The sequence below is a fragment of the Streptomyces sp. NBC_00513 genome, from assembly GCF_041431415.1.
Taxonomy (GTDB): Bacteria; Actinomycetota; Actinomycetes; order Streptomycetales; family Streptomycetaceae; genus Streptomyces.
The window spans coordinates 280,360-302,191 of record NZ_CP107845.1; the positions used below are offsets into that span (position 1 = coordinate 280,360).

A 21,832-nucleotide genomic window follows, 5' to 3' on the forward strand; every position below is an offset into this window, starting at 1 on the left:
GGGGTGTCTCGGAGTACTCCCTGGCTCTTCTCGGCTGTCTGTCGGGTCATCACATCTAGCTGCCCGTAAGGGTGAAGGTGCTGCGCAGAAACCGTTGGCCAACTCTTGGCTGCTGCTACCAATTACCTTGCGTTCGGAGCGGAGTGGGGAAGCCATCTCGCGTTCGGGCGTGAATCCCACTCCGCACCAAGAACGGATTTCGCCCTCATGGCAATCGCTCTCCGCAAGACGCTCGTCCTCACGACGCTGGCGCTGGCCGCGTCCCTCCTGCCGGCCGCCGGGGCGCAGGCCGCGGCAACCGCCGCCCCCGCGCTGCGTGCTCCCGGGCTCTACTGCCTCGCGAATGCCTGGAACACCCCGAACGTCTCCACGAAGCCGTGCGACACGAAGGACCAAGGCCAGCACTGGACCGTCTCGGGTCACCAGATCTTCCTGAGCAACGCTCCGGCGTACTGCCTCGCCAACACGTGGAACGCCTCGAACGTCTCGGTGAAGCCGTGCGACCCGAAGGACCAGGGGCAGTACTGGAATGTCTCGGGCCAGCAGATCGCCCTCAGCTACGCCCCCGCCTACTGCTTCGCCAATGCCTGGAACACTCCGAACGTTTCGACGAAGCCCTGCGACCCGAAGGACCAGGGTCAGCGCTGGGTGATCTTCAAGGACCAGATCAGCCTCGCCGCCGCCTGACCTCGCCGGTCCAGGCCGGCTATCGCATGGTGGCAGCCACGGTCGCTGCTGTCGGGGGTCTTCAGGAGTCCTGACAGCTGCCCCGCCGTGGCCACCTCGGCCGCCGAGGTCCCGGATGCCCGGCGGCTGGCGTGTCCACGATGCGTGGGTCACCGCGAGCTCGTCGAGGGACGGGGCCGATCCCGATTGCGCCGGTACCTGGTGTGTGGGTGGCGCGTTGGCCTGGTGTGCCCCCTCGCCGATCCCGCGGTGGGGGCTGCTTCCCCGTACGGCGCCAATGTGCGGGACGACTTCACCTGGTGCGACCTGCACGTGGGCCACGACGGTGAGTGGCACTACGCCCACGCGCGGTTGGCGGGCGCGGACGATTGGTGGCTTCGCTGGCGGCCGGGGGCGCGTGAACTGGTCATCCTGGCGGGCTGTACCGCGCGGGACACCGAGAACATCCCGTCCGATCCGGAACCGTGCCTGCTGCACGCCGACCACGTCGGACGCCACACCTTCGAGTTCGACTACAGGGACTGCCGAGAGGGAGAGGGCCACCGGGCTCTGACGGTCGGAGACCTGCGCAAGGCGATACAGCACCTGGACGACGACACGGCCGTCCGCATCGGCGCGGTGACCGCCAACATTTTCACCCCCAGCGACTTCGAGGTGCTGCTCCAAGCGGCGGTCGAGGGCACCCTCCCCTACACGACCGCCAGCGGAGCAGTGGACCCGGCCCTGATCCTGCTCCTCGGCACCCCAGCGCCGAGAAGGACTGACCCGCCCCGGACGTCGGGTGCGCGGGCCCGGCCGGGCTTCCGGTACGGCCGCTGCCGACACCCCCGCGCGCAGGGGCCAGGCACTACGGCGCCGGCTCCCAGGCTTCGGGGCCCGCTCCCCGCCATTCCACGAAGGTCGGGGTCGGTGCGATCCACGTCCTCGGCGTTCTCCAGGCCGGCGGCGGCGAGGAAGACTCGGATGTCTTCGGGGCGGTGGGCGACTCCGATGGCGACGCCGTCGTAGCGGACCCGACGCCACCCCTCCGACCAGGTCGCCGTCCGCCTCGGCATGCTGCGCAGCGATGTCGACCACTCGTCCGCCTCGGCCTTCTGCGCCCGGTCCGAACGGTCACCGTCGACTACGGCAAAGCCCGCGGCGGCGAAGTCGACGTGAACCTCTACCGGGCCCTGGACGTCGCCCTTCTCCCCCTGCTGCGCCCCGAACTCGACTGGCCAGGCTTGCGGGTGTTGGGGTGGGCGCCCGGCCCCCCGCCCGGCTGATCCCTGAGGCGGGCGGCGACGTCGTCACGGTGGCCGTGGTGGCGGCGATCGCCGAGGTGGGACGGGCGACCGTGACCGCCTGACGGCGCCAGTACTGATCTCGGCGCGGGTGACGGTGAGGGCTTCGCCCGGATCGGGGTTCTCCAGAGGGGCAAACGGCTGCGGTCGTGAGCGGTCTGCAAAACCGTCTGATTTGGCGGGGTATCCGGTGGGCGGTGCTGGTGAGTGTGCCCGCTCAGCCGGTCGGAGGGTTCTGTGTCGCCTCGCGTGCCTCGTTGAGGGCTTGCTGCCTGATGTCGCCGAACAGTTGCATCGTGGTGGCGGCCAGGATGTCATCCCTGCCGATGGTGCGCCTGTCCCCGCTGCGGGTGGACAGGGGATGGGAGAAGTCGTTGGGGAGTGGCGGTGGGGCCGATTCGCCCGGTATGCCGATGGTGACGCTGCCGAACCATTTGACGCCGCCCTCGCGGACGACCATGGCCGCGTCCCGGGCGAGGCCCGTCAGGAGCATGCTCGCGATCCCGTCGAGGTCTCGGACCATCGCGGGAACGGCCGTGGCCCCCCGGCTCCACAGCAGCTTCTTGACGCCGGCCTCGAACCTGTGAGCGCCGACCACGGCACTCGGTTTGCGCGACCTGCTGCGCTTACGGGAAGGCACGACGACACCCTCCTCGTCGTACATGACACCGGTCAGGCCTTTGAACGTCGGGCTGTGCTCATACCATCCTTCTCCCACCTCAAGTTCGACGTTCGCGCTGATCGACGAGACAAGGTCCCCAGGTACCAGCTTCCCCCGGGCCTCCTCCCCCGCCGCTTTCCGCGCGCCGTCGATGATCGCCGTCAACACCGTCCGCGTCACCGACGAGGCAGCCCACGCGGCCGACCGGGCAACGTGCATCGAGGTCACGTCCCTGAACACCGCTTTGACAAGGGAAGGCTTGAACGGTGAGACATCTATGCCCGGGGCGTTCTCGGGGCCACCGAGAGCAGGGTGGGAGGGCTGTGCGGACATCGGAAGAAACGCTCCCTGCCATCGGAATGGTCAAAGGCCCACATCCACCACGCAGACCCACTCACTTCCCCATCCTCTACCGACGCAGCGCCTGGTCAAAGCCCGGAGGGGCACGGGTATACGACCAGCAGGTGCCGGCGGGCCCCACCCCTTGACGTCACCGGCCACGCCTGCCTGGCCGGCGGGTGTCGGGCCGGTTCGACGGCGCGGGCCGCAAGCAGCCTCTGCTGCTAGGACTTGTCCGGCCGATCATGCCGCTCGTTGGTGACGTCGAGGGAGGGGCCTGATGAGTGCAGTGGAGTTGAGTCGGGCGGAAGCCGTTGCGCTCGTGCAGCGGATCATGGAAGCGGACAACGTCTCCGAAGGTGAGGCGAACGAATGGCCGGTCAGGCTCGACAGAGCTCTGGCCTGTCCGTCTGGTCACGTCAGCGGCCTGGTCTTTGGGCCGCCGGAGCGGGAGTTGTCGGCCGAGGAAGTGGTCGACCTGGGCTTGGCGCACCGGGCCACTGCCTTGTGACGCCGGTACTCAGCTGCGGAGCCAGACCACGAGGACTGCCGCGGTGGCGGTGCAGAGGAAGACGTAGTCGCGTTTGTCGTAGCGGGTGGGTGCGCCACGAGGCGCCATGGAATCGAGTGAGGTGAGAGACCTTCACCACCGGGTTGTCGTAGCAATCCGGTTGAAGCTGGGGGCAGTTCGGTTCGGGGGATGCCGAGCCGAGCGGTAAGCAGCCCCGACAACGCCGGGACGGGTTGGTACTGCCAGACGATCCGGGTCCGGCTAGCGAGACAGGAAGGTGCACGCGAGAAATCAGTGCCTGACGCCCCGTAATTACGACACCGGCTCGAACCTGGCGGATCTGGGCCGGACGCAGTGCACGACCACCAGCGCTCTTCGGTGGTCGACTCCGAAGCCGACTCCATTCATCGGTGGGGAGGCCACGCCGAAAGTCTGCGGCGTAAGCGTGGCGATGCTGCCGGGGTAGAGCTGGGCACCTCACCTGTCGATCGATTTCGTGGTGAACGTGGGAACTGTCCGCGGTCGTCCCTGTATCGGACATCCAGTCCGGTCGGGGACAGGTCCATCGCCGGCTGATGGCCGTCGGGCAGGACGGAGGCTCCGTAGTACTCCGAGGCCGGGAAAGCCGGTCACATGGGGAAGGGGGCCAGCAAGTCGGCAGTAAGGAGACTGGAATGCCAGGAGGCTGTCGCCGGTGAATACCGACGAGCTGGAATGGGCCTTGATGAAGGCCGAACGCCGGGTACTGGAGATCCAGACCAAGCTGCACCGTTGGGCTGTCGATGATTCTCATCGCAGGTTCGACGACCTGTTCAACCTCGTGGCCGATCCCGCCTTCCTGTTGGTGGCGTGGGACCGTGTCCGGGGAAACAAGGGTGCCCGCACGGCCGGAGTGGATGGGAAGACCGCCCGCTCCATCGAGGTCGGGCAAGGGGTCGAGACGTTTCTCGACAAGCTGCGGACCCAGATCAGAGACCGCAGCTTCTATCCGGTCCCTGTCCGCGAGCGGATGATTCCCAAGGCGAATGGCAAGCTTCGTCGTCTCGGGATTCCGACCGTGGCGGACCGAGTGGTCCAGGCGTCCTTGAAGCTGGTGCTGGAGCCGGTATTCGAAGCGGATTTCCTCCCGTGTTCTTATGGGTTCCGCCCGAACCGCCGAGCCCACGATGCGATCGCCGAGAGTCGCTACCTCGCCAGCCACGGATACGAGTGGGTGGTGGAGGGCGACATCACGGCGTGCTTCGACGAGATCGCGCACCCGGCCCTCATGGAACGGGTGCGGAATCGAATCGGGGACAAGCGGGTGCTGTCCTTGGTGAAGGCGTTCTTGAAGTCCGGGATCTTGTCCCGTGACGGAGCTTTCACGGACACACGCACCGGGACCCCGCAGGGCGGGATCCTGTCGCCGCTGCTGGCCAACATCGCACTCTCGGTCCTGGACGAGCACATCGCCCAGGCCCCCGGAGGGCCAGATGGCACCTCCGAGGACCGGCGCAGGAGACGGCGCCGAGGATTGCCCAACTACCGGCTGGTCCGGTACGCGGACGACTTCCTCGTACTCGTCTTCGGGCGCCGCGAACATGCCGAGGAACTACGCGACGAGGTCGCAGAGGCATTGAAGTCGATGGGCCTTCGCCTGTCGGTGGAGAAGACAAAGATCACGCACATTGACGAGGGCCTTGATTTTCTCGGATGGCGCATCCAGCGCCACTGGAAACGGGGCACTGACCGGCAGTACATCTACACCTATCCCGCACGGAAGTCAGTACGTTCCGTAACGGGCAAGGTGAAGGAACTGACCGGACGACAGAACGTCGGCCTGTCGCTGGAGTCCTTGCTCCACCGACTGAACTCGGTGTTGCGAGGATGGTGCGCGTATTTCCGTCCCGGAGTGTCGAACGTCGCTTTCTGTTACCTCAGCCACTACACGTGGATGAGGGTGACTAGATGGATCCGGCGCAAACATCCCGGAATCACTTGGAAGCAGCTCCGCCGACGTTATTACAGCGGCGGCTGGTGGCCTGTCACAGAGGAAGCGGAACTGCTCAACCCGGCAAAGGTAAGCACGACCAGATACCGATACCGGGGAAAACTCATTCCGTCTCCGTGGCCCACTACGGCATGAGGAACTGAACACCCCGGAACGAGATTTGTGGAGAGCCCGGTGCCCGGAGACGGGCACGCCGGGTTCGGGAGGCGACTCGGGGAAACCCACTGGTGGAAACATCAGCAGGGCGCCCCGAGTCGACCTCACCGTCTGCCTGGCCTGCGCGGCGCCTTCGGGGATCGGCTCCCACTCCCGCAGAAGGCTGAGCCGTTCCAACTCGGCGCGGAGGGTGGGGGCCAGGGCCCGCCACCGGTTCACCCGGTGGCGGCCGTCCTCGCGAAGCCGATCCCGCTCGGCCCGGAGCTCCGCGTGTGCCTGACGCCAGGCCACGCCCCGGAGGTTGAGTAGCCCGGCCTCCTGCTCGGCGGCGGCCTGCCACCGGGTCTCTGCGCTCTGGTGTGTGTCCACGAGGGCGTCGAGCCGGTCGAGGCCCTCGGGCCACACTGCGACGACCATGGTCTGTCCCATGCCCCCATTATGACTTCCCCCGGGGCCCGTTCGGGCCGAATACCGGCAGGTCAGAGCTATAGGGGACTCCGCCCCCGGCTGATGGGCGACATGGATTCTTCGTCGCTTTGCGACAGGGGTGTACACCAGGTCGCGGCGCGTTGAGGGCTGGGATCTTTCGCCAAGGCGTGTCGTTCTTCTGCTGAAGGCCGGTGTCGTTTCCCGCTGAAGGTTGGCTGTCGCGTGGTTGAACCGTGCCGCAGGACCTGGGCCTCGGCGACCGCGCCAAGGCGCTCGAGTAGCTCAGTGCGAACCGGCTCGCGCACGCCGCGATCGTCGGCGGCGTCCAGGACGTCCTGCCCGAGTCGGAGGGGGGTCGCCTGGTTGGACCCGCCAGTGGCCCCTGCTCGCGGCCCCACGGCCTTGGGTTTCCTGGGGCCGGGGTGGGGCAGGGATGGCGGCGTTGATCATCCTCGGAGAGATCGGGTGGAAGCGTTAGTAGTCGGCAGAGCGGCACGGTGAAGTGGTTCGACGACGAGAAGGGGTACGGGTTCATCACGCCTCAGGCGGGTGATGACCTCTTCGTAGGCTTCAAGGCCATTCAGGCCGACGGCCTCAAGACCCTCAAGGAAGGGCAGGCCGTCAGTTTCGTCGTCACCGGGGGCCAGAAGGGCATGCAGGCCCAGGAGGTCCGGATCGCATAACGCTGAACACCCCAACCGAGGGCTGCTCGCCCACTCCACCCCCAGCTGGGCGAGTGCGGCGAGCTGCGCGGGGGTGAGGCGGCCGCGGCACCTGCTGGCGGCTACGGGCCGCAGTCTTCCTTTCGGCCCGTATACGTCCGATCAGGCCGTGATCTCCACGATGTCTACGCTCACCCGGATGTGGGTGTCGCTCTTGTCGACGTCTCCCCTGATCTTCAGCTTGGTCTTCTCGTTGAACTCGGTGGGCGGAAGGTCTTCTCTTGAGATTTCAACGGTGATGGTGCCCGTTACGTCCTGGAAATTGTATTGGCCGGGGCCGACTTCCTGGATGACGTAGCCTGTGAGGGTCACTGGCGTGCCGTCAGTCGCCTTCGTTTTAGCATCGGCGACGGTGGACGCACTGACTGTGGTCATGCTTTCAATCCTTTCCAGAGTGTACGAGCCCAGGAGCCATGCGTTGCCAGGCTGGGCAGGCCGGAATGAATATCCCAGTTGGTCCTCACGCCGCGTCGTGCGCCTCGCCCAGCAACTGGTATTTGACGCGATTACAGCGCTATTTGGCTTGGCCAGCAGCTGGCGGTGGAGCACCGCGAGTTAGCCGATTCCGTACGCCAGACTGCCCAGTAGCCACGCGCAGGCCTCCGACGGAGGTGGCCTGTCCGTCTAGGGGCACAGCTGCCCTCAGGACTCCTCGGGGTCGGGGCTCCAGGTCGGCTCGCCGCAGGAACTTCAGAAGGTCGCCGGGATTTCCGAACGTGAGAGCGTTCGGTTGGGCTGGCCGTGCGCGCCGCCGTACCGGCTTGGCGGTGCCTGCGCGGGGAACCGCTCGGAAAGCTGCCTTCCCCGCACACTTCCCAAGGCGTCTTCACGGTGCCACGCGACCGCCCACGGCGCTCCACGGCGTGGGCAGCAGTGCACGCCGTGGGCGCAAGGAACATGCCGATCTCCGTCGAGCGGGCCCGCGTTCCCGGTGCGCCGGTGGCGAGCGCCGCCGGGGCACCGGCACGCCCTGGAGGGGGGACCAAGGCCGGACGTGTGTTCAGGCCGGGATCTGGTTGATGGCTTTGGTTGATGGTGACTCGCCGGCTGGTGGAGCGCTACTCGAACTGCCCGGGCCCGAACACGACGCGACGTGAGGCTCACGTCATCTGGATGCCCAGGCGTACGCATTCGATGAGGTAGTCCCCCGTGTCGCCGTCGATGGTGACACCGTGGGCCTCGCTGTGGAACCCGGGGAAGGCCCGGTCGAACGCCTCCAGCGCACGCAGGTAGCGCAGGACCGGGCCGTCCGGCGCGCCGAGCGCTTCTCCGGGCATCAGGACGGGGATCCCCGGGGGAGTCACGGTCACCATGGCCGCGGCCACCCTGCCGGCGGCCTGGGCGAGGGGGAGCCGTTCCGTGCCGCCCCGGATCAGCTGCCGGTAGCAGGCCTGGGGCGGGGCAACGGGTTCCGGCAGTTGCTGGAAGGCGGTGTCCAGGGCGTCGATCAGTTCCGCCCGGGTCAGGTGTTCGTGCATGTCCTGGCAGAGACCGCGCAGGGTCGTGCCGCTGTAGCGCTGCGGGTAGCGCTCGACGAGATCGGGCAGTACTTGGCGCAGCGGGGTGTCTGCGTCATGGAGGGCCTTGAAGTCCATGAGTGCGTCCATCAGGGTGCCCCACTTGCCCTTGGTGATGCCCATGGAGAACAGGACGAGGGTGGTGTAGGTGTCGGTCTTCTCCACGACGATGCCGCGGCCGGCCAGGTATGCGGTGAGGATGCGGGCGGGGATGCCCCAGGAGTCCGCCTCGCCGCGCGCATTGACGCCGGGGCAGGTCAGCGTCACCTTGATGGGGTCCAGGAGGCACTGGCCCTCGCTGAGTCCCTTGAAGCCGTGCCAGTCCGCCTCCGGGACGAGCTCCCAGCAGCGGGGTTCGGAGGCCAGGAGTGCCGGTGAGGAGTCTGCGAAGGTCACGGTGGTCCCGTCGGCCGGGTCGGTGACGGTGTCGGGCTGCCAGACGCCGAAGAACCACGGCGGCCGGTCCCCGGCCTCCGCGATCCGGCGCCCGGTACGGACGAGGGCCTGCCGGAACCGCACGGCCTCGGTCACCGCCTCGTTGACCAGCCACTCGCCCTGCGGTCCGTCCATCATCGCCGCGGCCACGTCCAATGAGGCGATCATCGGGTACAGCGCCGAGGTGGTGCCGTGCATCATGAAGGTCTCGTTGAACCGGTGGTGCTCGACCGGCGCTCGGGGCGAGGACTTCACGTGGACCATGGCGCTCTGCGACAGGGCGGCCAGCAGTTTGTGCGTCGACTGGGTCGCGAAGACCGTGGGACGCTCGTCACCCTCGAGGGTGTCCGGCCCCACGGCCATGCCGTACCGGCCGGCGTACAGGGGATGGAAGCGCGCGTAGGCGAACCAGGCCTCGTCGAAGTGCAGCCGTGGAGTGCTGGGTGCCAGTGTGCGCGCCGTCTCCACGGTGTCGTAGCACAGGCCGTCGTACGTCGAGTTCGTGATCACCGCGTACTGGGCCTGGGGCGATACCGCGCCCGGTGTCAGCGGGTGGGCGGCGATCCGGGCGGCGACCGCGGCAGGCGCTGTCTCCCGCGCCGGAAGCGGCCCGGCCAGCCCGTATCCGTTGCGGGTCGGGACGAGGTAGACCGGGCGCGCACCCGACATCACCAGCCCGTGCAGCACTGACTTGTGGCAGTTGCGGTCCACCAGGGCGATCTCGTCGGCGGTGACGCAGTAGTGGCCGACCATGCGGTCCGCGGTGGAGTCGCCCTGGAGCACGAAGTACGTGCGGTCGGCGCCGAAGATGCGGGCGGCGTTGCGCTCCGCTTCCCCGATGGGGCCGCTGTGCTCGAAGAGGGAACCCAGTTCCTCCACCGAGATCGACAGGTCGGTGCGGAAGAGCCGCTCACCGTAGTAGTCGAAGAAGGCCCGGCCGACGGGCGACTTCAAGAAGGCCACGCCGCCCGAGTGCGCCGGGGTGTGCCAGGAGTACTCGTGGGCGTCGTCGAACCGTCGCAGCGCTTTGAAGAACGGCGGCAGGACGGAGTCGCCGTACTCCCGGGCGGCGTTGAAGACCCGGCCCGCGATGAAGGACGGCGTGTCCTCCAGAGGCCAGATGTATCCGACGGCACTCTCCGCCACCCACAGGGGGAGGCGGTCCAGGCCGTGGTCCGATTCCTCGCTCATGACGACGAAGACGGGCAGGGCCGTGAATCGGCGGGTGATCTGGCGCAAGACGGCCGCTCCCCGGCCGTCGCTGTCCTCACCGGTCTCGGACGGCAGGTCCCAGGCAACGACCGCGGCCGACAGGCCCGCCTCCGTACGCAGGGCGGCGCAGGCCGCCTCGACGGTCCGCGCCCACCGCACCTCCAAGCCACGGTTCTCCAACTCCTTTCCGATCCTTCGCAGTTGGTCACCACCGACGCCCCGACCCAAGGGGTCCTCGCGCAAAGCCAGCAGGACACTACCGTTCGCCATGACACTCTCCACGTGCGTCAACCCATCCCGACCTGCCAAGCATCGAGTTCAAACACCACGGACCGGGTCGGAATCCGGCGACCCTCACCCGTTCGGCGGGGGCGCACGACAGGGCACCCCAAGTTCCGCAGACCCCGGCTCGAAGACAGCGTCACCGTGGAGCGGGACGGCCCCCGGTGTAGACGTCGGGTTCGCGGACCGCGCTGGCACGGCCGGCGACCAGCACGGCCGGCCCACAGGCCACCGCGCCAAGTGGTCGAGGCGGGTTTGTTCCAGGCAAGGACGCGGGATGCATGCGCCGTGTTCACGATGCCTGCGCCCTCGCGCTGGGAACCCCTGCGTCAGCAGTTCACCGCCGACGGCTACCTCGCCCTGCCCAGCCTGCTCAGCCCGAAGGGACTCACGGAGCTCGGTGACGAAACAAGCAGGCTGGAGGCGGACGCGGTGCGCCGGGACTTCCGCATGCCCTGCATGGACGACAGCCCCCGGCACATGACCACCCTCGGCGGACACCACATCGCCCGCCACTCCCCCACGATCACCCGCCTCTACCAGGACCAGGACCTGGCACGGCTGCTGGGCGTACTGCTGGGCGAGAGGGTCGTTGCCGTGCGCGACCCCGTCGAACGCCACGTCCTGAACATCCTGCACCAACCCGGCGACACCCACGGCGCCCACACGGACGACTACCCACTCGCCCTGGTCCTCTTCCTCGAAGCCCCGCCCCGCCCTGACGACGGCGGACTCCTCGAGTTCCACCCAGGCCGCGCCGACCTCGCCGCCCTCGACACCCCCGGTGCCCGCCGCGTCCACCACCAGCCGGCCGACGGATACCTCCTGCGCAGCGACCTCACCGCCCACCGCGTCACCCCACTCGCGAGGCCAGGGGTGCGGCGTACCGTTCTGAACTTCGCCTACACCACACCCGGCCGCCAAGAAGCGACCACCTCCTCCGCCTCCCTCCTCTACACCTGAATCACCAGGCAGGCGGGGCCCGAGGCGGCGGCGAGCTGCCTGGGCCCGTCGCCAGGCGCTTCGCAGAGGGCGGCCGCGGTGGGTGTCGGTTGAGCTGGACCAGGTGGTGGTCGTCGCACGGGTCGGCCCCCGCACGCGTCGTCGGCCGTGGCGCCGCCGTCCAAGCGCGGTGGCGCCCAGAGGGCCGTCGATGAGATGGGCAGGGTCATGGAGTGTGAATGGTCCAGTTACTGGGGCGGACGTCGATCACGGGCATGTCGGCGGTGAGAGCTGCGGCGATTCCCTCGTCGGTGTTCTCGAAGGCCAGGCACCGGTGGGGTGGGACGGCGAGCTGTGCGGCGGCCTGGAGGTAGGCGTCGGGGGCGGGTTTGAGACGGGTGACGTGCTCGCGGGCGACGACGATCTCGAAGAGGTCGGCCAGTCCGGTGGCGGTGAGGCCGGCTCGGACGACGTGTCCGTCATTGGCAGAGGCCACGGCCAGGGGAACGGAGGAAGCCAGGTGCCGGGCGAGGGCCGTCACCCGCGGCACCCGCTGTACGAGGCCGGTGCGGGCGAGCCAGTGGGCGCGGGCCCGGTCGACGAACTCCCTCTCGCTGCAGAGTAGTGACAAGCCCAGGTCGGTGCGTAGACGGTCGCGTAGGGTGGCGAGGTCGGCCAGGGGGGCCTGGCGCAGCCATGGCTCGGGGACGGTGAGTCCGAGGTCGTTGAGGGTGGCGCGGGCGGCGTCGGTGTTGATGGTGCTGGTGTCGACCAGGGTGCCGTCGAAATCGAAGACGCACGCTGCCGGCTGATGAGCGGCCAGGAAGTCGCATACCTCGGCGGGCGTGGCGACGTCGTCGGGAGTTGGGGTGGGGTGTGGGGTCACGGGCATGCCTCTTCACGGTGGGAGGCCGCGTGGAGTGCGTCGCGTAGTCCGCGGGCGGCCAGTGCGTGGACCTGAGTGGTGGTCACGGTGGCGAAGGGCCTCGGTCCGTACATGACCGGACGGTCGCTCCAGCTGCCGTCGGCGTTCTGTGAGTCGATGAGGAAGCTCATCCCGCGCGTGACGGCGGCCTCGCCGTGGGGGTCGTGTCCGCTGGTGGTGAGGGCGGTGAGGGCCAGGCCGGTGGCCGTCGGGCTGGAGTAGGGCTCGCCCGGGATCCGAGGCCAGCCGCCGTCGGGCTGCTGGGAGGCCAGGAGCGCCGGGAGCGCGGCGCGACCGGCCGGGTGCGGAGCGAGCGCCGGTGCGATCTCGGCGGCGCCGTAAGCCGGCGGAAGATACCAGTCCGAGGTCCAACCCTCCGCGGTGGCGCGTGATGCCAGCCAGCGGCGGGCCGGCGCGAGATCGATCCCCGGTAGGGCCGCGGCACAGATGCCGGCGGTCATGTGGGCGACGACATCGGGGGCCGGAGTGTCGTCGCTGGAATGCCACGTGGTCCACAGGCCCTCGGGCGTCTGGTGCCTGCGCGCGTAGCGGGCGGCGGCAGCGAGGACCCGGTCGGGCGGGGTGGTACCGGCAAGCGCGAGGAGGGTGTTGCCAGTGGTGTCGTTGTCGGATGCGAGCGCAGCCGTGCACGCCCAGCCCCCGTCAGGTTTCTGCGCCGCAGCGAGGAAGCCCACAGCGGCCGGAAGGGCGCCGGAGCCGAAGAGGGGCTGCCCGCGCAGCGCGCGGACCATCAGGCCGGTGTCCCACACCTCGCTGACCAGGAAACGCCACGTCCCATCAGGCTGCTGGGCCGCCAGCAGGGCCGCGCGGCACCGACGGGTCATCGGGTGGTCGGGGGCCGTCCGGGTCAGGGCGAGATGGAGCATCCCCGTCACCAGCGGCATTCCGTAGAACGAGCCGTCCGGCGACTGCGACCGGGCCCACTCCTGAAGTGTGTCCCGGGGCAGGGGCATGCCCAGAGCGGAACCTGCGAGGGCCTCGAAGGCGAGCAGCATGGCCCGCTGCCACGGTGTGATCCGGCGCCCGCGATCGTGCCCGAGCGCGGCCCCGGCATGGTCGAGCAGCCGGCGGGCATCGGCCCCGGCGGCGCCGACCGCGCAGCCCAGGGCATCGAGGTACAAGGCCCGCCGGGCATACGGCCGTCCCCCCGGTGGGAGCCCAGCCGTGAACGCGGTGAGGTCATCGGTGCGGTGCAGGGCGGCGAGCCACTGGTCGGCGGCCGCCACGAACGGATCATGCCGCTGCGGCACGGCACCTTCCAACCAGCACAGCGCCCTCTCCCGCGCGTGATGAGCCCGCTCCAGCCCAGCCAGCGAGCAGGCCACGACCGCGTTCTCCAGGATCCGCGGCTCCGAGGGGACGTACCAGGCCCCGTCAGCGGCCTGCGTTTCGAGGGCGAACTCCACCGCCCTGTCCAGGCAACGCCCGGCCCGCGCCACCACCGCGTTCCCGGCGGAAGCGGGCCGGGCATCCGGCACCCGCTCGCCGGCCCGCACATCGACCGGCTTCATGCCTGCCCTTCCGCCACGGTCCGTGAAGATCCGATTCAGCACCGGGCGAGGCTGCCCTGCGGTCCGCCGTACGAAACGACACGAACCGGTGGCGTACGCGAACCGAATCCCACGAACGCAGCCCTCAGCGGGGGTTGCTCCCGCTGGCGCAAGGGGTGTCCCCCGTGCGGGGGCGAACGATCGTTTCCGCTGTTCCGCTCCCCTCACCCGCTCAGTCATGATCACGGCGCCCGCCCGCACCGGGAACCCGCCAAACCGCCCCTCGGAGGCATCCACCCGTGGCCCTCGTCATCGTCGTGGCCGTACTGGCCCTGCTCGCCGGCCTGGCCGCGAACCGCTTCCTGCGGCCCCGGCTCCTCAACGAGGACGACGACACGGGGATGGCCGTCAAAGACCTCGTCGGCCCGCTGCTGACGCTGACCGTGCTGCTGCTCGCCTTCGTCCTCGTCACCGCGAACGGGTCCTACGGCAAAGCCGAGGTCGCCTCACGCGGCGAAGCCCGCGCTGTCGACCAGCTCGTCGAGTCAGCTGAATACGCGCCCGCGGCGCAGCGGGCCAGGGTCCAGGCGGACGCCGTCTGCTACGCCCGTGCCGTACGCGTCCAGGAGTGGCCCGCGATGGCCGACGGCCACGGCTCGCCGGCTCCCAGTGTGTGGTCCACCGACTTCCGCCGAGTCTTCCGCGAGGTGGAGGGCAAGCCGGTCTTCGGGATGCTCATCGCCGCCGACAACAAGCGCTCGGAGGAGCGCGAGGAACGCCTCACCCAGGCCACCGCCAGCATCCCCAGCGCCATCCTCTGGTTCCTCCTCGCCACCCTGGCCATCACCGTCATCGCCCTCGGCATCTGCCTCCCCCGCCGCAACAACCGCGGCCAACTCCTCACCCTCGTCATCATCACCGCACTGCTGACGACAACGCTGTGCATCATCCGCGACGTCGACCGGCCCTTCGGCGGCATCATCGACGTCCAACCCACCGCCATCACCGAAGCCGAACGACAGGCCACCCGCGACTTCACCATGAACCACCCGGCCGCCGACCTGCCCTGCGACGACCACGGCAACCGCAAGAACGCCTGACCCCCAGTCCCCTGAGCGACAGGCGCCGCTGGCAATCCCTTCACGACGGCGTGCGGCGGGTCGTCGCCCCGTCCGGGAAACTGACGTAGCCGGCGGGTACTGATCCCTGCCCTTCACCGCGGCCCCGGCCCCGCTTGCGGCCCCGCGCTTTGGCGCTGGACTTCTCGCGCTTCTTCCTCTCGGCGGCGGCCTGCTTCTTCGCCGCGCGGAACCGCTTGACGGCTTCCTCGTAGCCGGCGGCGATCTCCTCGAAGACGTCGTCGGCCGCGGGGGCGAGTTTCGACAGAGCTTCGATGTCGAGGCCCTCGACGGCCTCGGCACGGCGGTGGACCTTGGCAAGGGCGATCGGTACCGAGCTGAAAGGCTTGGCGGATCGGGCTGCGGGAAGGTCGCTTCCCTCGATTTCGGCACATACCAGTGCTAGAGCGGGGACGGTGACCCTCTCGCCTCGCTCTTGGAGCAGGCGCAGGGCCGTGAGGAGCACTCGTTCCGGGTCGGGATCGTCGGCGCCGTCCTGGCCATGATGGAGGGCGTGGACCCCGCGAAGGTCGCCTTGATGTGCCTCTTCCACGACACCCAGGAGACCCGGATCGGCGACATCCCGCACCGACACCCGGAACGGGCTCGACACCGCCGCCATGACCGTGATCTTCGACGCTGTGCCCCGCGCCCAGTAAACCCAAGACCGAAAACCCGCCTCCTCGCATCCACGGCGTCGGCACCGTGTGTGACGCAGTGCCGACGCCGTGGATGGAGTCCCCCCGGGGCGGCCTGGCCGCCCGGTCCCGCGCCACCAAGACGCCGAAGCCCGGCGGGGCGCTGCCCAACCGACGCGTACCCTCCACCCGCTCCGCGGGGGCCCGCGAAGTGCCTCCCGTTCTCGTGAACACCGCCTATTCGCGCGAGCGTGCTACTCCGAATGACGCGTCAAAACGACGTCGCTACTCGTACTCGTGTACAAAGCCACCGGACGCTCCCGGACCAGTGGTGTGCGGGCCGGCCGGTAGCCGGTGGGCCGCCACCACCGCAGTCTTACCGCACCCTGTCAGGCCGGTGCCTTACTGATAGTTTCAGAATGAGATTCGTTGAGGGGCTTGGCAGTTGGGTATCGTGTCGGCAGGATCTGGGGTGTGTCTGCTGATCTCGTGCCTGATGACCTGTGGGAACGTGTGGCCCCGTTACTGCCGGAACGTCCACCTCGCCGGCACCGGTATCCGGGGCGTCGGCCGGTGGACGATCGTGCGGCGTTGAGGGCCATCGTTTACGTGCTGTGCAAGAGCGTGAGCTGGCGGGACGTTCCAGCCGAGCGGTTCGGCTGCAGTGGTGTGACGGCCTGGCGTCGGCTTCGGGACTGGACCGAGGCCGGAGTGTGGCCCCGCCTCCACGAAGTCCTCCTGGCCGAGCTCCGGGCGGCCGGGCTGCTGGACATGGATGACGTTGCGATCGACGCCTCGCACGTCAGAGCCCTCAAAGGGGGGCTCACACCGGACCTTCGCCGGTCGACCGTGCCCGCCCCGGCAGCAAGGCACCACCTCATCGTCGACCGCCACGGAACCCCACTCATCGTCTCCCTGACCAGTGGAAACCGTCACGACGTCACCCAGCTCATGCCCCTGCTGGACGCGATACCCCGCATCCGCGGGCTTCGAGGACGGCCACGTCACCGGCCCCGCCGGCTCTTCGCCGACCGCGGCTACGACTTCGACAAGTACCGGCGCCTGCTCAGAGCCCGCGGGATCACACCCAAGATCGCCCGACGCGGCACACTTCACGGATCCGGCCTGGGCAAGACCCGCTGGGTCGTCGAGCGAACCTTCGCCTGGCTGCACCAGTTCAAACGACTCCGCATCCGCTACGAGATACGAGCCGACCTCCACCTCGGCCTGCTCCAACTGGCCTGCAGCATCATCTGCTTACGCCGACTCCGAACCTCATTCTGAAACCATCAGTTAGCTCGACGAGGCTGCTTCCGGCTGCCGACAACGCGGCTCCTCTAGGCGAGTCCGCTCTCCGCGAGAGCGGCGAAGCGGGCGAGGATCTTCGGGAGCGGGTCACCGTCGGCCCCTGCCGTTTCCGTCGCGAGGTCACGCAGGTGCTTGCCCACGTTGAGGTTTCCGGTGATGACGTTCCTGATCTTCCAGTCACCGTCGAGCATCTCAAGCGTGGAGGCGATGGGGAACACCCTCCCATCCTCCCTCGCCGCCTTCACGCCGATGGTGGCCCGGAGTCCGCCATCGGCCTTCGCTGGGGTCGACCATCGCTTCGGTGCTGCTGGGGCTGAGGAACGTGGCCAGGTGGCCGGTCACGATGCGGCCGACGTGGTCGCTCATGTGCTTGATCTGGTCTGCGGTGGCCAGTACTTGGTGGTGAGCACGCTCCTGTTGATGCCGTCGACGTCGAACGAGGACCCTGACGTCGGTCGAACCCGGGCCGTCGCGATGGCGGGCCCGTGCTTGGTTCAGTCGGCTGCGGCGGGACGGCCTTCCCCGAACACGGGGGACGGCCGCCGTCGTGACGTCCAGGCGCGGGCGGTGGGACGGCTCTTTCGTCGGCAGTGTCGGCGCTGATCATCGCGTTCAGCACGTGCGGATGGCCGTGTTGCGAGGCGGTTGGGCCCGCACGAGGACGAGAGACCGGCCACAACCGGCGGACGAGGCCGACGGGTCGTGGGACGCTGTGTCGAACAAGCTCTCCCTGCCAGGAGCCCCGAATGAGCCACCCCCGTATCGGACCGGTCCCCTCCCCCCGGGGTTTGCGCTGCCCCGCCTCGCCGCTCTTCGTGGTGGGCGTGATCCTCACCGTGACCGGTGCCGTCCTCTACGCGACGCCCGGCGACCGGCCCGGGCTCATCGCCGCAGCAGCACTCATCCTGGCCGCGATCGCCGCCTGGTGGTGCGCCTCCCGCCAGGGCTGATCACAACCCGACACCAAATGATCACGGGAGGCGGCCCTGGGCAGACAGCCCGGCCATTCGGTGGATACGGTGTAAGGAACGCGTCAAGAGTGGCGCGCGGTGTGCCGGGAAGTCTGGTCGGCGTCCTGGGGGCAGTGTGCCCTCGTCCAGCCGACACCCGGAGGCCACTGCCATGGCCGGCACCCGCTCCCCCTTCCTCGGACTGCTGCCCCTGCCCGAACGGCAGGCCATCACCCGCGCCCTGCGCACCGAGACCGTCGGCGGCCTGGTCCTGCTCGCCGCCGCGTGTGCCGCTCTGATCTGGGCCAACAGCCCGTGGAGCGCGGCATACGCGTCCGTGCGCGACTTCCACTTCGGGATACCGGCGCTCGGCTTGGACCTGTCCGTGGGGCACTGGACGGCGGACGGGCTGCTGGCCGTGTTCTTCCTGGTTGCCGGGATCGAGCTGAAACGCGAGCTGGTCGTCGGTGAACTGCGCACCCGGGCCACTGCGGCGCTGCCCGTGATTGCCGCGGTGTGCGGAATGGTCGTGCCCGCGGCCCTCTACCTGGCCACTGTCACGGCGAGCGGAGGCAGCAGGGCGGGCTGGGCGGTTCCGATGGCCACCGACATCGCCTTCGCCCTTGCCGTCCTCGCGGTGCTCTCCACCCACCTGCCGGCCGCGCTGCGCGCCTTCCTCCTGACCCTGGCCGTGGTCGACGACCTGGGCGCGATCCTGATCATCGCGGTGTTCTTCACCGACGACCTGAACCCCTGGGCCCTCGCCGGAGCCGTCGCGGGGCTGGTCCTCTTCTACCTTCTCCAGCGGCTGCGCGTACGCGGCTGGTGGTGGTACGTGCCCCTCGGGGTGGCGATCTGGGCGCTGATGTACAACGGTGGCGTCCACGCCACCGTCGCCGGCGTCGCCATGGGCCTCATCCTGCGCACCACCCGCGATCCAGGCGAAGAGGTGTCGCCTGCTGCCCGGGTCTCCCACCTGGTCCACCCGTTTTCCGCGGGTGTCGCGGTGCCGCTGTTCGCGCTGTTCGCCGCCGGGGTGAGCATCTCCGGTCCGGCACTGGGCGCGGTGTTCACCGACCCGGAGCCCCTCGGCGTGGTGCTCGGCCTGCTCGTCGGGAAGACGGTGGGGATCTTCGCCGGAACCTACCTCGCCGCCCGCTTCACCCGCGCCCAGCTCAACCCCGACCTCGCCTGGGCCGACGTGCTCGGCCTGTCGGTCCTGGCCGGGATCGGCTTCACCGTCGCCCTGTTGATCGGGGAACTCGCCTTTCCCGGCACCCAGACCGGCGAGCACGTCAAGGCCGCCGTCCTCGTCGCCTCCCTGATCGCCGCGATCCTCGCCGCCGTCCTGCTACGGCGCCGTAACGCCGTCTACCGGCGTCTGTACGAGGCCGAGAACCTCGACGCCGACCACGACGGCATCCCCGACATCTACCAGCACGACACGACGGGGCCCGAAGGCGCCGCCGCTCACACCGACGGACAACACACCTGATCACCGGCGGCGACGCCCCCTGCTCGCGCCCACGACCGTCCTCGCCGCCCTGGTCACCCGCACCGCCACCACCGAGCTCCGCCACCCGGGCAGCGCCCGCCGACAGCGGGCGTTCACCACCAGCCCCCGGGCCATGACGGCCGGCACAACGGACGCCGCGGCTGGGCGGCGGTCTGGGCTCTGCTCGTCGGGGCACTCGACGCCGCCTTCCTCACCGGCCGCGACACCCCGGCCACCTCAACCCACCCGAGCAAGGAGCAGCAGATGTCGGAACGACAGATCGGGAAGGTGATGGCCGCCATCGGCGCGCCCCTCACCGCGGCCGGGGTGGCGATGTACTTCCTGCCCGGACCCGGCTTCCCCGTACTCGTCATCGGCCTGGCCCTGCTCATCACCGGCCTCGCCATGAGTGCCGCCCGCCGCTGACCACCCTTGCGATCCCCGCTCCCGCAACCGAAAGACCTACGACTGTGACCTGGAAGCGGGCCGGGAAGCATGATCGCCCGGCAGCACGACAGCCGCCGGCGAATGACAAGGCGGAGGGGACCGAACTCCGCACGGCGCCGGGGTCTGACGCCTTCTCGCTGTCCGCAGAGTTCGAAGGCCTCGAACCGATCGCCCACGCCCGGGAACTCACCCGACGCTTCCTCACCGACCTGCACCACGTCCACGGTCTGCCCGTCTCCGACCAGGCCCAGGACCTGGTGGAGCTGGTCGTCAGCGAGCTCCTCACCAACACCCGCAAATACGCCCCCGGCCCCAGCCTGCTCACGCTCCAAGTCCGTGACCAGTGCGTGGACGTGGCCGTCTGGGACAGCACCCGAACCCGCCGACCATCCTGCCTCCCGACCCCACCCGGGTCGGGCAGCACGGCATGGAAATCATCATCGCCGCAGCACTGACCCTCCAGATCCACCGTGAACCCGTCGGCAAATGGATCACCGCCTCCATCGATCTGACCCCCAACGAAGACACCCACGGCGCAGGCCGACAAACGTCACCGGCCCAACCCTGTTCTCACCGCCCGGCCGGCAACGGGGAAAGACGCCCCTCGCCCGAGAGGCCCCGCACTCTCACGGCCCGTCGGGCCTCGTGCCGAGGCCTCCAGCGCCCGGGACCGGGTCGCTACGTTCGCGTCGATCGCGGCCATCGACGGCCCGCCAAGACCAGAGGGCCGGAATCGGAGGCCTCGACACGGCCGGCGAACGACCTCAAACCCAGGCGGCGAGACCTGCCGTGCTGGGCACGAGGGCGGCAGGTCGCAGCCGTCACCGGTGCGCCACCGGCCCCGGGCAGGACACCCCGGGACCACCGTCGCCCGGCCCACGCCTCGGGCGGCCGAGAAACGCGCGACCAGCACGCCCCCGCCCACCCCGCGTGCACGGGTGCCTCGGCGTACCGCGCACCATCACGCTCACTCCCCGTCCACGCCCGCCCGACGCCAAGCGGCAGTCGCCTCTCGACCACCGCGAGAGAAGACCTACAGGACGCGTGCCGCCTCGACGGTGTCGGCGGTCGTGAACAGTTGGCCGGCCTGCGTGACATCCAGGAGCCGGCCCAACTGGGGAGGCACCGTACCCGCCAGGACCAGACGGCCGGTGTTCAGCAGAAGGATCATCACGTTGAGCATGGAGGAGTCGGCGAAGGTGATGGCGCCGACGTCCAGGACGATCCGCCGCACCCTGGGGTCGTCGATGGCCGCCGTGGAGGCCGCCTTGAGGCTGCCGAGGGTCTCCGCGTCGAAGTCGCCCACGCAGACGATGACGCGGACTCCGTTCTCGTCGGGCAGTACCCGTACCTGCTGCTCCACACCGCTCCCCTTCGTCGGCGGCACGCTGCCGCGCCCGGTTCCGGGTCACCGTACCCACGAAACTGAGCGCTTAGGGTAGGGGCCGGCCATGATCCAAAACACAGGAAGCCGTGCGGCGGAACTCACCCGGCAGAGACGGCCCGACCGGCCCCGAACCGGGGGACGTCGGCCGTCGTGACTTCCAGGCGCAGCCGTTTGAAGCGCAGGGGGTGGCGGTAGGCGGCGGATCGTCGGCCGCAGCCGCATCCGCAGCCGGAAGCGGAAGCGCGGCAGCGGCAGCGGTGTCCTCTCACTCCGCGCATTACTACAGGTAACCACCTGCTCCATTCGGTCCGGCGGCCATCCGGTCTCTACTCTGCCACGAGCCGCTCGCCAGAACGCCGCCGGCAGGAACACACGCGGCCGTCTCCACGGCTCAATGGCCGGATACAAGGGCACTCAAGGCCCCCCACGGGAGGTGCCTGCCGGGAAGCCATCCTGACCGCCGATGGTCTGCACGGCCCGTCAAGGACCGCCAGACGGCCCACAACACCCACCGCTGCGGCCAGGGTCCGCGCTCCTCGCCCTCCCCGGGGTCTCGCGGCGCGGCTGGCCGTCGGGAAACCTGCTTCGGTGCCCGGTAGGCTCGCCGCACCCGCGCCGACATGGAGTGCGCCGGGCAGGGCCGCGCTCGGACAGGCTCACCCCTCGAAGATGCGGTACAGCAGCCCGACACAGCCCCGGCAATCCTCACGGGTCCGCCGGGCCTCCACTGCCCCACCCGTGCGCGGGACAGATGCCCGAAACACGGAGGGTGCGCCGACGGCCGGCCCAACCGCCTGCACCTCATGGACGGCTGGAACTACACCGTCCGGTTCTACCGGCCACGCCCCGAAATCCTCGACGGCACCTGGACCTTCCCCGCCGTGGAA

At 69.3% G+C, this 21,832-nt stretch carries 20 protein-coding genes and 1 pseudogene; 13 read left to right on the top strand and 8 right to left on the bottom strand.

Going from position 1 to position 21,832, the window contains the following annotated elements; all coding sequences use genetic code 11:
• Nucleotides 1-207 precede the first annotated feature (207 nt).
• Entirely contained in the window at nt 208-687 is a 480-nt protein-coding gene (locus OHA84_RS01370; protein ID WP_266977208.1) for a ricin-type beta-trefoil lectin domain protein, read from the top strand.
• 249 nt (nt 688-936) lie between these two features.
• Nucleotides 937-1,695 carry a hypothetical protein gene (locus OHA84_RS01375; RefSeq protein WP_266977210.1) on the top strand — a complete coding sequence of 253 codons (759 nt, stop codon included), beginning with the start codon at nt 937-939 and terminating at the stop codon, nt 1,693-1,695.
• Nucleotides 1,696-2,187: 492 nt separating this feature from the next.
• Here the strand turns inward: OHA84_RS01375 and OHA84_RS01380 are convergent, their stop codons facing one another.
• Nucleotides 2,188-2,964: a hypothetical protein gene (locus OHA84_RS01380; protein WP_266977212.1), complete on the bottom strand. Its 777-nt coding sequence runs from the start codon at nt 2,962-2,964 to the stop codon at nt 2,188-2,190.
• A gap of 286 nt (nt 2,965-3,250) precedes the next feature.
• On the opposite strand from OHA84_RS01380, the gene OHA84_RS01385 reads away from it, so the two are divergent.
• The 3 genes from OHA84_RS01385 to OHA84_RS01395 all read left to right on the top strand — a co-directional run bounded on the left by OHA84_RS01385 (nt 3,251) and on the right by OHA84_RS01395 (nt 6,739).
• Nucleotides 3,251-3,481 carry an e9imm peptide gene (locus OHA84_RS01385; protein ID WP_266977214.1) on the top strand — a complete coding sequence of 77 codons (231 nt, stop codon included), beginning with the start codon at nt 3,251-3,253 and terminating at the stop codon, nt 3,479-3,481.
• Between the two features lie 694 nt (nt 3,482-4,175).
• Entirely contained in the window at nt 4,176-5,606 is a 1,431-nt protein-coding gene (gene ltrA / locus OHA84_RS01390) for a group II intron reverse transcriptase/maturase (RefSeq protein ID WP_266973464.1), read from the top strand.
• Nucleotides 5,607-6,553: 947 nt separating this feature from the next.
• Entirely contained in the window at nt 6,554-6,739 is a 186-nt protein-coding gene (locus tag OHA84_RS01395; protein ID WP_266977225.1) for a cold-shock protein, read from the top strand.
• Nucleotides 6,740-6,880: 141 nt separating this feature from the next.
• Here the strand turns inward: OHA84_RS01395 and OHA84_RS01400 are convergent, their stop codons facing one another.
• Nucleotides 6,881-7,153: a YgiW/YdeI family stress tolerance OB fold protein gene (locus tag OHA84_RS01400; RefSeq protein ID WP_266977227.1), complete on the bottom strand. Its 273-nt coding sequence runs from the start codon at nt 7,151-7,153 to the stop codon at nt 6,881-6,883.
• A gap of 725 nt (nt 7,154-7,878) precedes the next feature.
• A complete protein-coding gene (locus OHA84_RS01405; protein ID WP_266977229.1) occupies nt 7,879-10,212 on the bottom strand; it encodes an Orn/Lys/Arg decarboxylase N-terminal domain-containing protein in 2,334 nt (777 codons plus the stop codon).
• 309 nt (nt 10,213-10,521) lie between these two features.
• Here OHA84_RS01405 and OHA84_RS01410 point away from each other — a divergent pair, with 309 nt between their 5' ends.
• Complete coding sequence (locus OHA84_RS01410; RefSeq protein WP_266977252.1) at nt 10,522-11,187, top strand: hypothetical protein; 666 nt, start codon at nt 10,522-10,524, stop codon at nt 11,185-11,187.
• A 205-nt stretch (nt 11,188-11,392) separates the two neighbouring features.
• On the opposite strand, the gene OHA84_RS01415 is transcribed toward OHA84_RS01410, so the two are convergent.
• Both OHA84_RS01415 and OHA84_RS01420 read right to left on the bottom strand, forming a co-directional pair.
• A complete protein-coding gene (locus tag OHA84_RS01415) occupies nt 11,393-12,058 on the bottom strand; it encodes an HAD family phosphatase (RefSeq protein ID WP_266977231.1) in 666 nt (221 codons plus the stop codon).
• Complete coding sequence (locus OHA84_RS01420) at nt 12,049-13,623, bottom strand: prenyltransferase/squalene oxidase repeat-containing protein (protein ID WP_266977233.1); 1,575 nt, start codon at nt 13,621-13,623, stop codon at nt 12,049-12,051. The genes OHA84_RS01415 and OHA84_RS01420 overlap by 10 nt, the downstream gene beginning before the upstream one ends.
• 278 nt (nt 13,624-13,901) lie before the next feature.
• Between OHA84_RS01420 and OHA84_RS01425 the strand changes: the two genes are divergently transcribed.
• The gene (locus OHA84_RS01425) at nt 13,902-14,702 is read left to right on the top strand and encodes a hypothetical protein (protein ID WP_266977235.1); all 801 of its coding nucleotides are present in this window, start codon (nt 13,902-13,904) and stop codon (nt 14,700-14,702) included.
• Between the two features lie 40 nt (nt 14,703-14,742).
• Here the strand turns inward: OHA84_RS01425 and OHA84_RS01430 are convergent, their stop codons facing one another.
• A complete protein-coding gene (locus OHA84_RS01430) occupies nt 14,743-15,186 on the bottom strand; it encodes a hypothetical protein (RefSeq protein ID WP_266977237.1) in 444 nt (147 codons plus the stop codon).
• Between OHA84_RS01430 and OHA84_RS01435 the strand changes: the two are divergent.
• A pseudogene (locus OHA84_RS01435) lies at nt 15,181-15,309 on the top strand (HD domain-containing protein); the annotation flags it as partial. The gene OHA84_RS01430 and the pseudogene OHA84_RS01435 sit on opposite strands and share 6 nt — an antisense overlap.
• Nucleotides 15,310-15,847: 538 nt before the next feature.
• Complete coding sequence (locus tag OHA84_RS01440) at nt 15,848-16,642, top strand: IS5 family transposase (RefSeq protein ID WP_371591292.1); 795 nt, start codon at nt 15,848-15,850, stop codon at nt 16,640-16,642.
• Between the two features lie 53 nt (nt 16,643-16,695).
• On the opposite strand, the gene OHA84_RS01445 is transcribed toward OHA84_RS01440, so the two are convergent.
• Nucleotides 16,696-16,884: a hypothetical protein gene (locus OHA84_RS01445; RefSeq protein WP_266977241.1), complete on the bottom strand. Its 189-nt coding sequence runs from the start codon at nt 16,882-16,884 to the stop codon at nt 16,696-16,698.
• 528 nt (nt 16,885-17,412) lie between these two features.
• Here OHA84_RS01445 and OHA84_RS01450 point away from each other — a divergent pair.
• The 4 genes from OHA84_RS01450 to OHA84_RS01465 all read left to right on the top strand — a co-directional run bounded on the left by OHA84_RS01450 (nt 17,413) and on the right by OHA84_RS01465 (nt 20,013).
• Nucleotides 17,413-17,616 (top strand): hypothetical protein, encoded by a 204-nt coding sequence (locus tag OHA84_RS01450; protein WP_266977243.1) that lies wholly within the window; start codon nt 17,413-17,415, stop codon nt 17,614-17,616.
• A gap of 172 nt (nt 17,617-17,788) precedes the next feature.
• Entirely contained in the window at nt 17,789-19,111 is a 1,323-nt protein-coding gene (nhaA, locus tag OHA84_RS01455; RefSeq protein WP_266977245.1) for a Na+/H+ antiporter NhaA, read from the top strand.
• A gap of 264 nt (nt 19,112-19,375) precedes the next feature.
• Nucleotides 19,376-19,537: a PGPGW domain-containing protein gene (locus OHA84_RS01460; protein ID WP_266977247.1), complete on the top strand. Its 162-nt coding sequence runs from the start codon at nt 19,376-19,378 to the stop codon at nt 19,535-19,537.
• 44 nt (nt 19,538-19,581) lie between these two features.
• Nucleotides 19,582-20,013 carry an ATP-binding protein gene (locus tag OHA84_RS01465; RefSeq protein WP_323182109.1) on the top strand — a complete coding sequence of 144 codons (432 nt, stop codon included), beginning with the start codon at nt 19,582-19,584 and terminating at the stop codon, nt 20,011-20,013.
• A 578-nt stretch (nt 20,014-20,591) separates the two neighbouring features.
• Here the strand turns inward: OHA84_RS01465 and OHA84_RS01470 are convergent.
• Complete coding sequence (locus OHA84_RS01470) at nt 20,592-20,921, bottom strand: STAS domain-containing protein (RefSeq protein ID WP_266977254.1); 330 nt, start codon at nt 20,919-20,921, stop codon at nt 20,592-20,594.
• Nucleotides 20,922-21,832: the final 911 nt, after the last annotated feature.

Excerpts from the sequence above, each read along its gene's own strand:
- OHA84_RS01370 (WP_266977208.1), top strand. The coding sequence starts at position 208 with ATGGCAATCGCTCTCCGCAAGACGCTCGTCCTCACGACGCTGGCGCTG.
- OHA84_RS01380 (WP_266977212.1), bottom strand. The coding sequence starts at position 2,964 with ATGTCCGCACAGCCCTCCCACCCTGCTCTCGGTGGCCCCGAGAACGCC.
- OHA84_RS01385 (WP_266977214.1), top strand. The coding sequence starts at position 3,251 with ATGAGTGCAGTGGAGTTGAGTCGGGCGGAAGCCGTTGCGCTCGTGCAG.
- OHA84_RS01400 (WP_266977227.1), bottom strand. The coding sequence starts at position 7,153 with ATGACCACAGTCAGTGCGTCCACCGTCGCCGATGCTAAAACGAAGGCG.
- OHA84_RS01405 (WP_266977229.1), bottom strand. The coding sequence starts at position 10,212 with ATGGCGAACGGTAGTGTCCTGCTGGCTTTGCGCGAGGACCCCTTGGGT.
- OHA84_RS01410 (WP_266977252.1), top strand. The coding sequence starts at position 10,522 with ATGCCTGCGCCCTCGCGCTGGGAACCCCTGCGTCAGCAGTTCACCGCC.
- OHA84_RS01415 (WP_266977231.1), bottom strand. The coding sequence starts at position 12,058 with ATGCCCGTGACCCCACACCCCACCCCAACTCCCGACGACGTCGCCACG.
- OHA84_RS01420 (WP_266977233.1), bottom strand. The coding sequence starts at position 13,623 with ATGAAGCCGGTCGATGTGCGGGCCGGCGAGCGGGTGCCGGATGCCCGG.
- OHA84_RS01450 (WP_266977243.1), top strand. The coding sequence starts at position 17,413 with ATGAGCCACCCCCGTATCGGACCGGTCCCCTCCCCCCGGGGTTTGCGC.
- nhaA (WP_266977245.1), top strand. The coding sequence starts at position 17,789 with ATGGCCGGCACCCGCTCCCCCTTCCTCGGACTGCTGCCCCTGCCCGAA.
- OHA84_RS01460 (WP_266977247.1), top strand. The coding sequence starts at position 19,376 with ATGTCGGAACGACAGATCGGGAAGGTGATGGCCGCCATCGGCGCGCCC.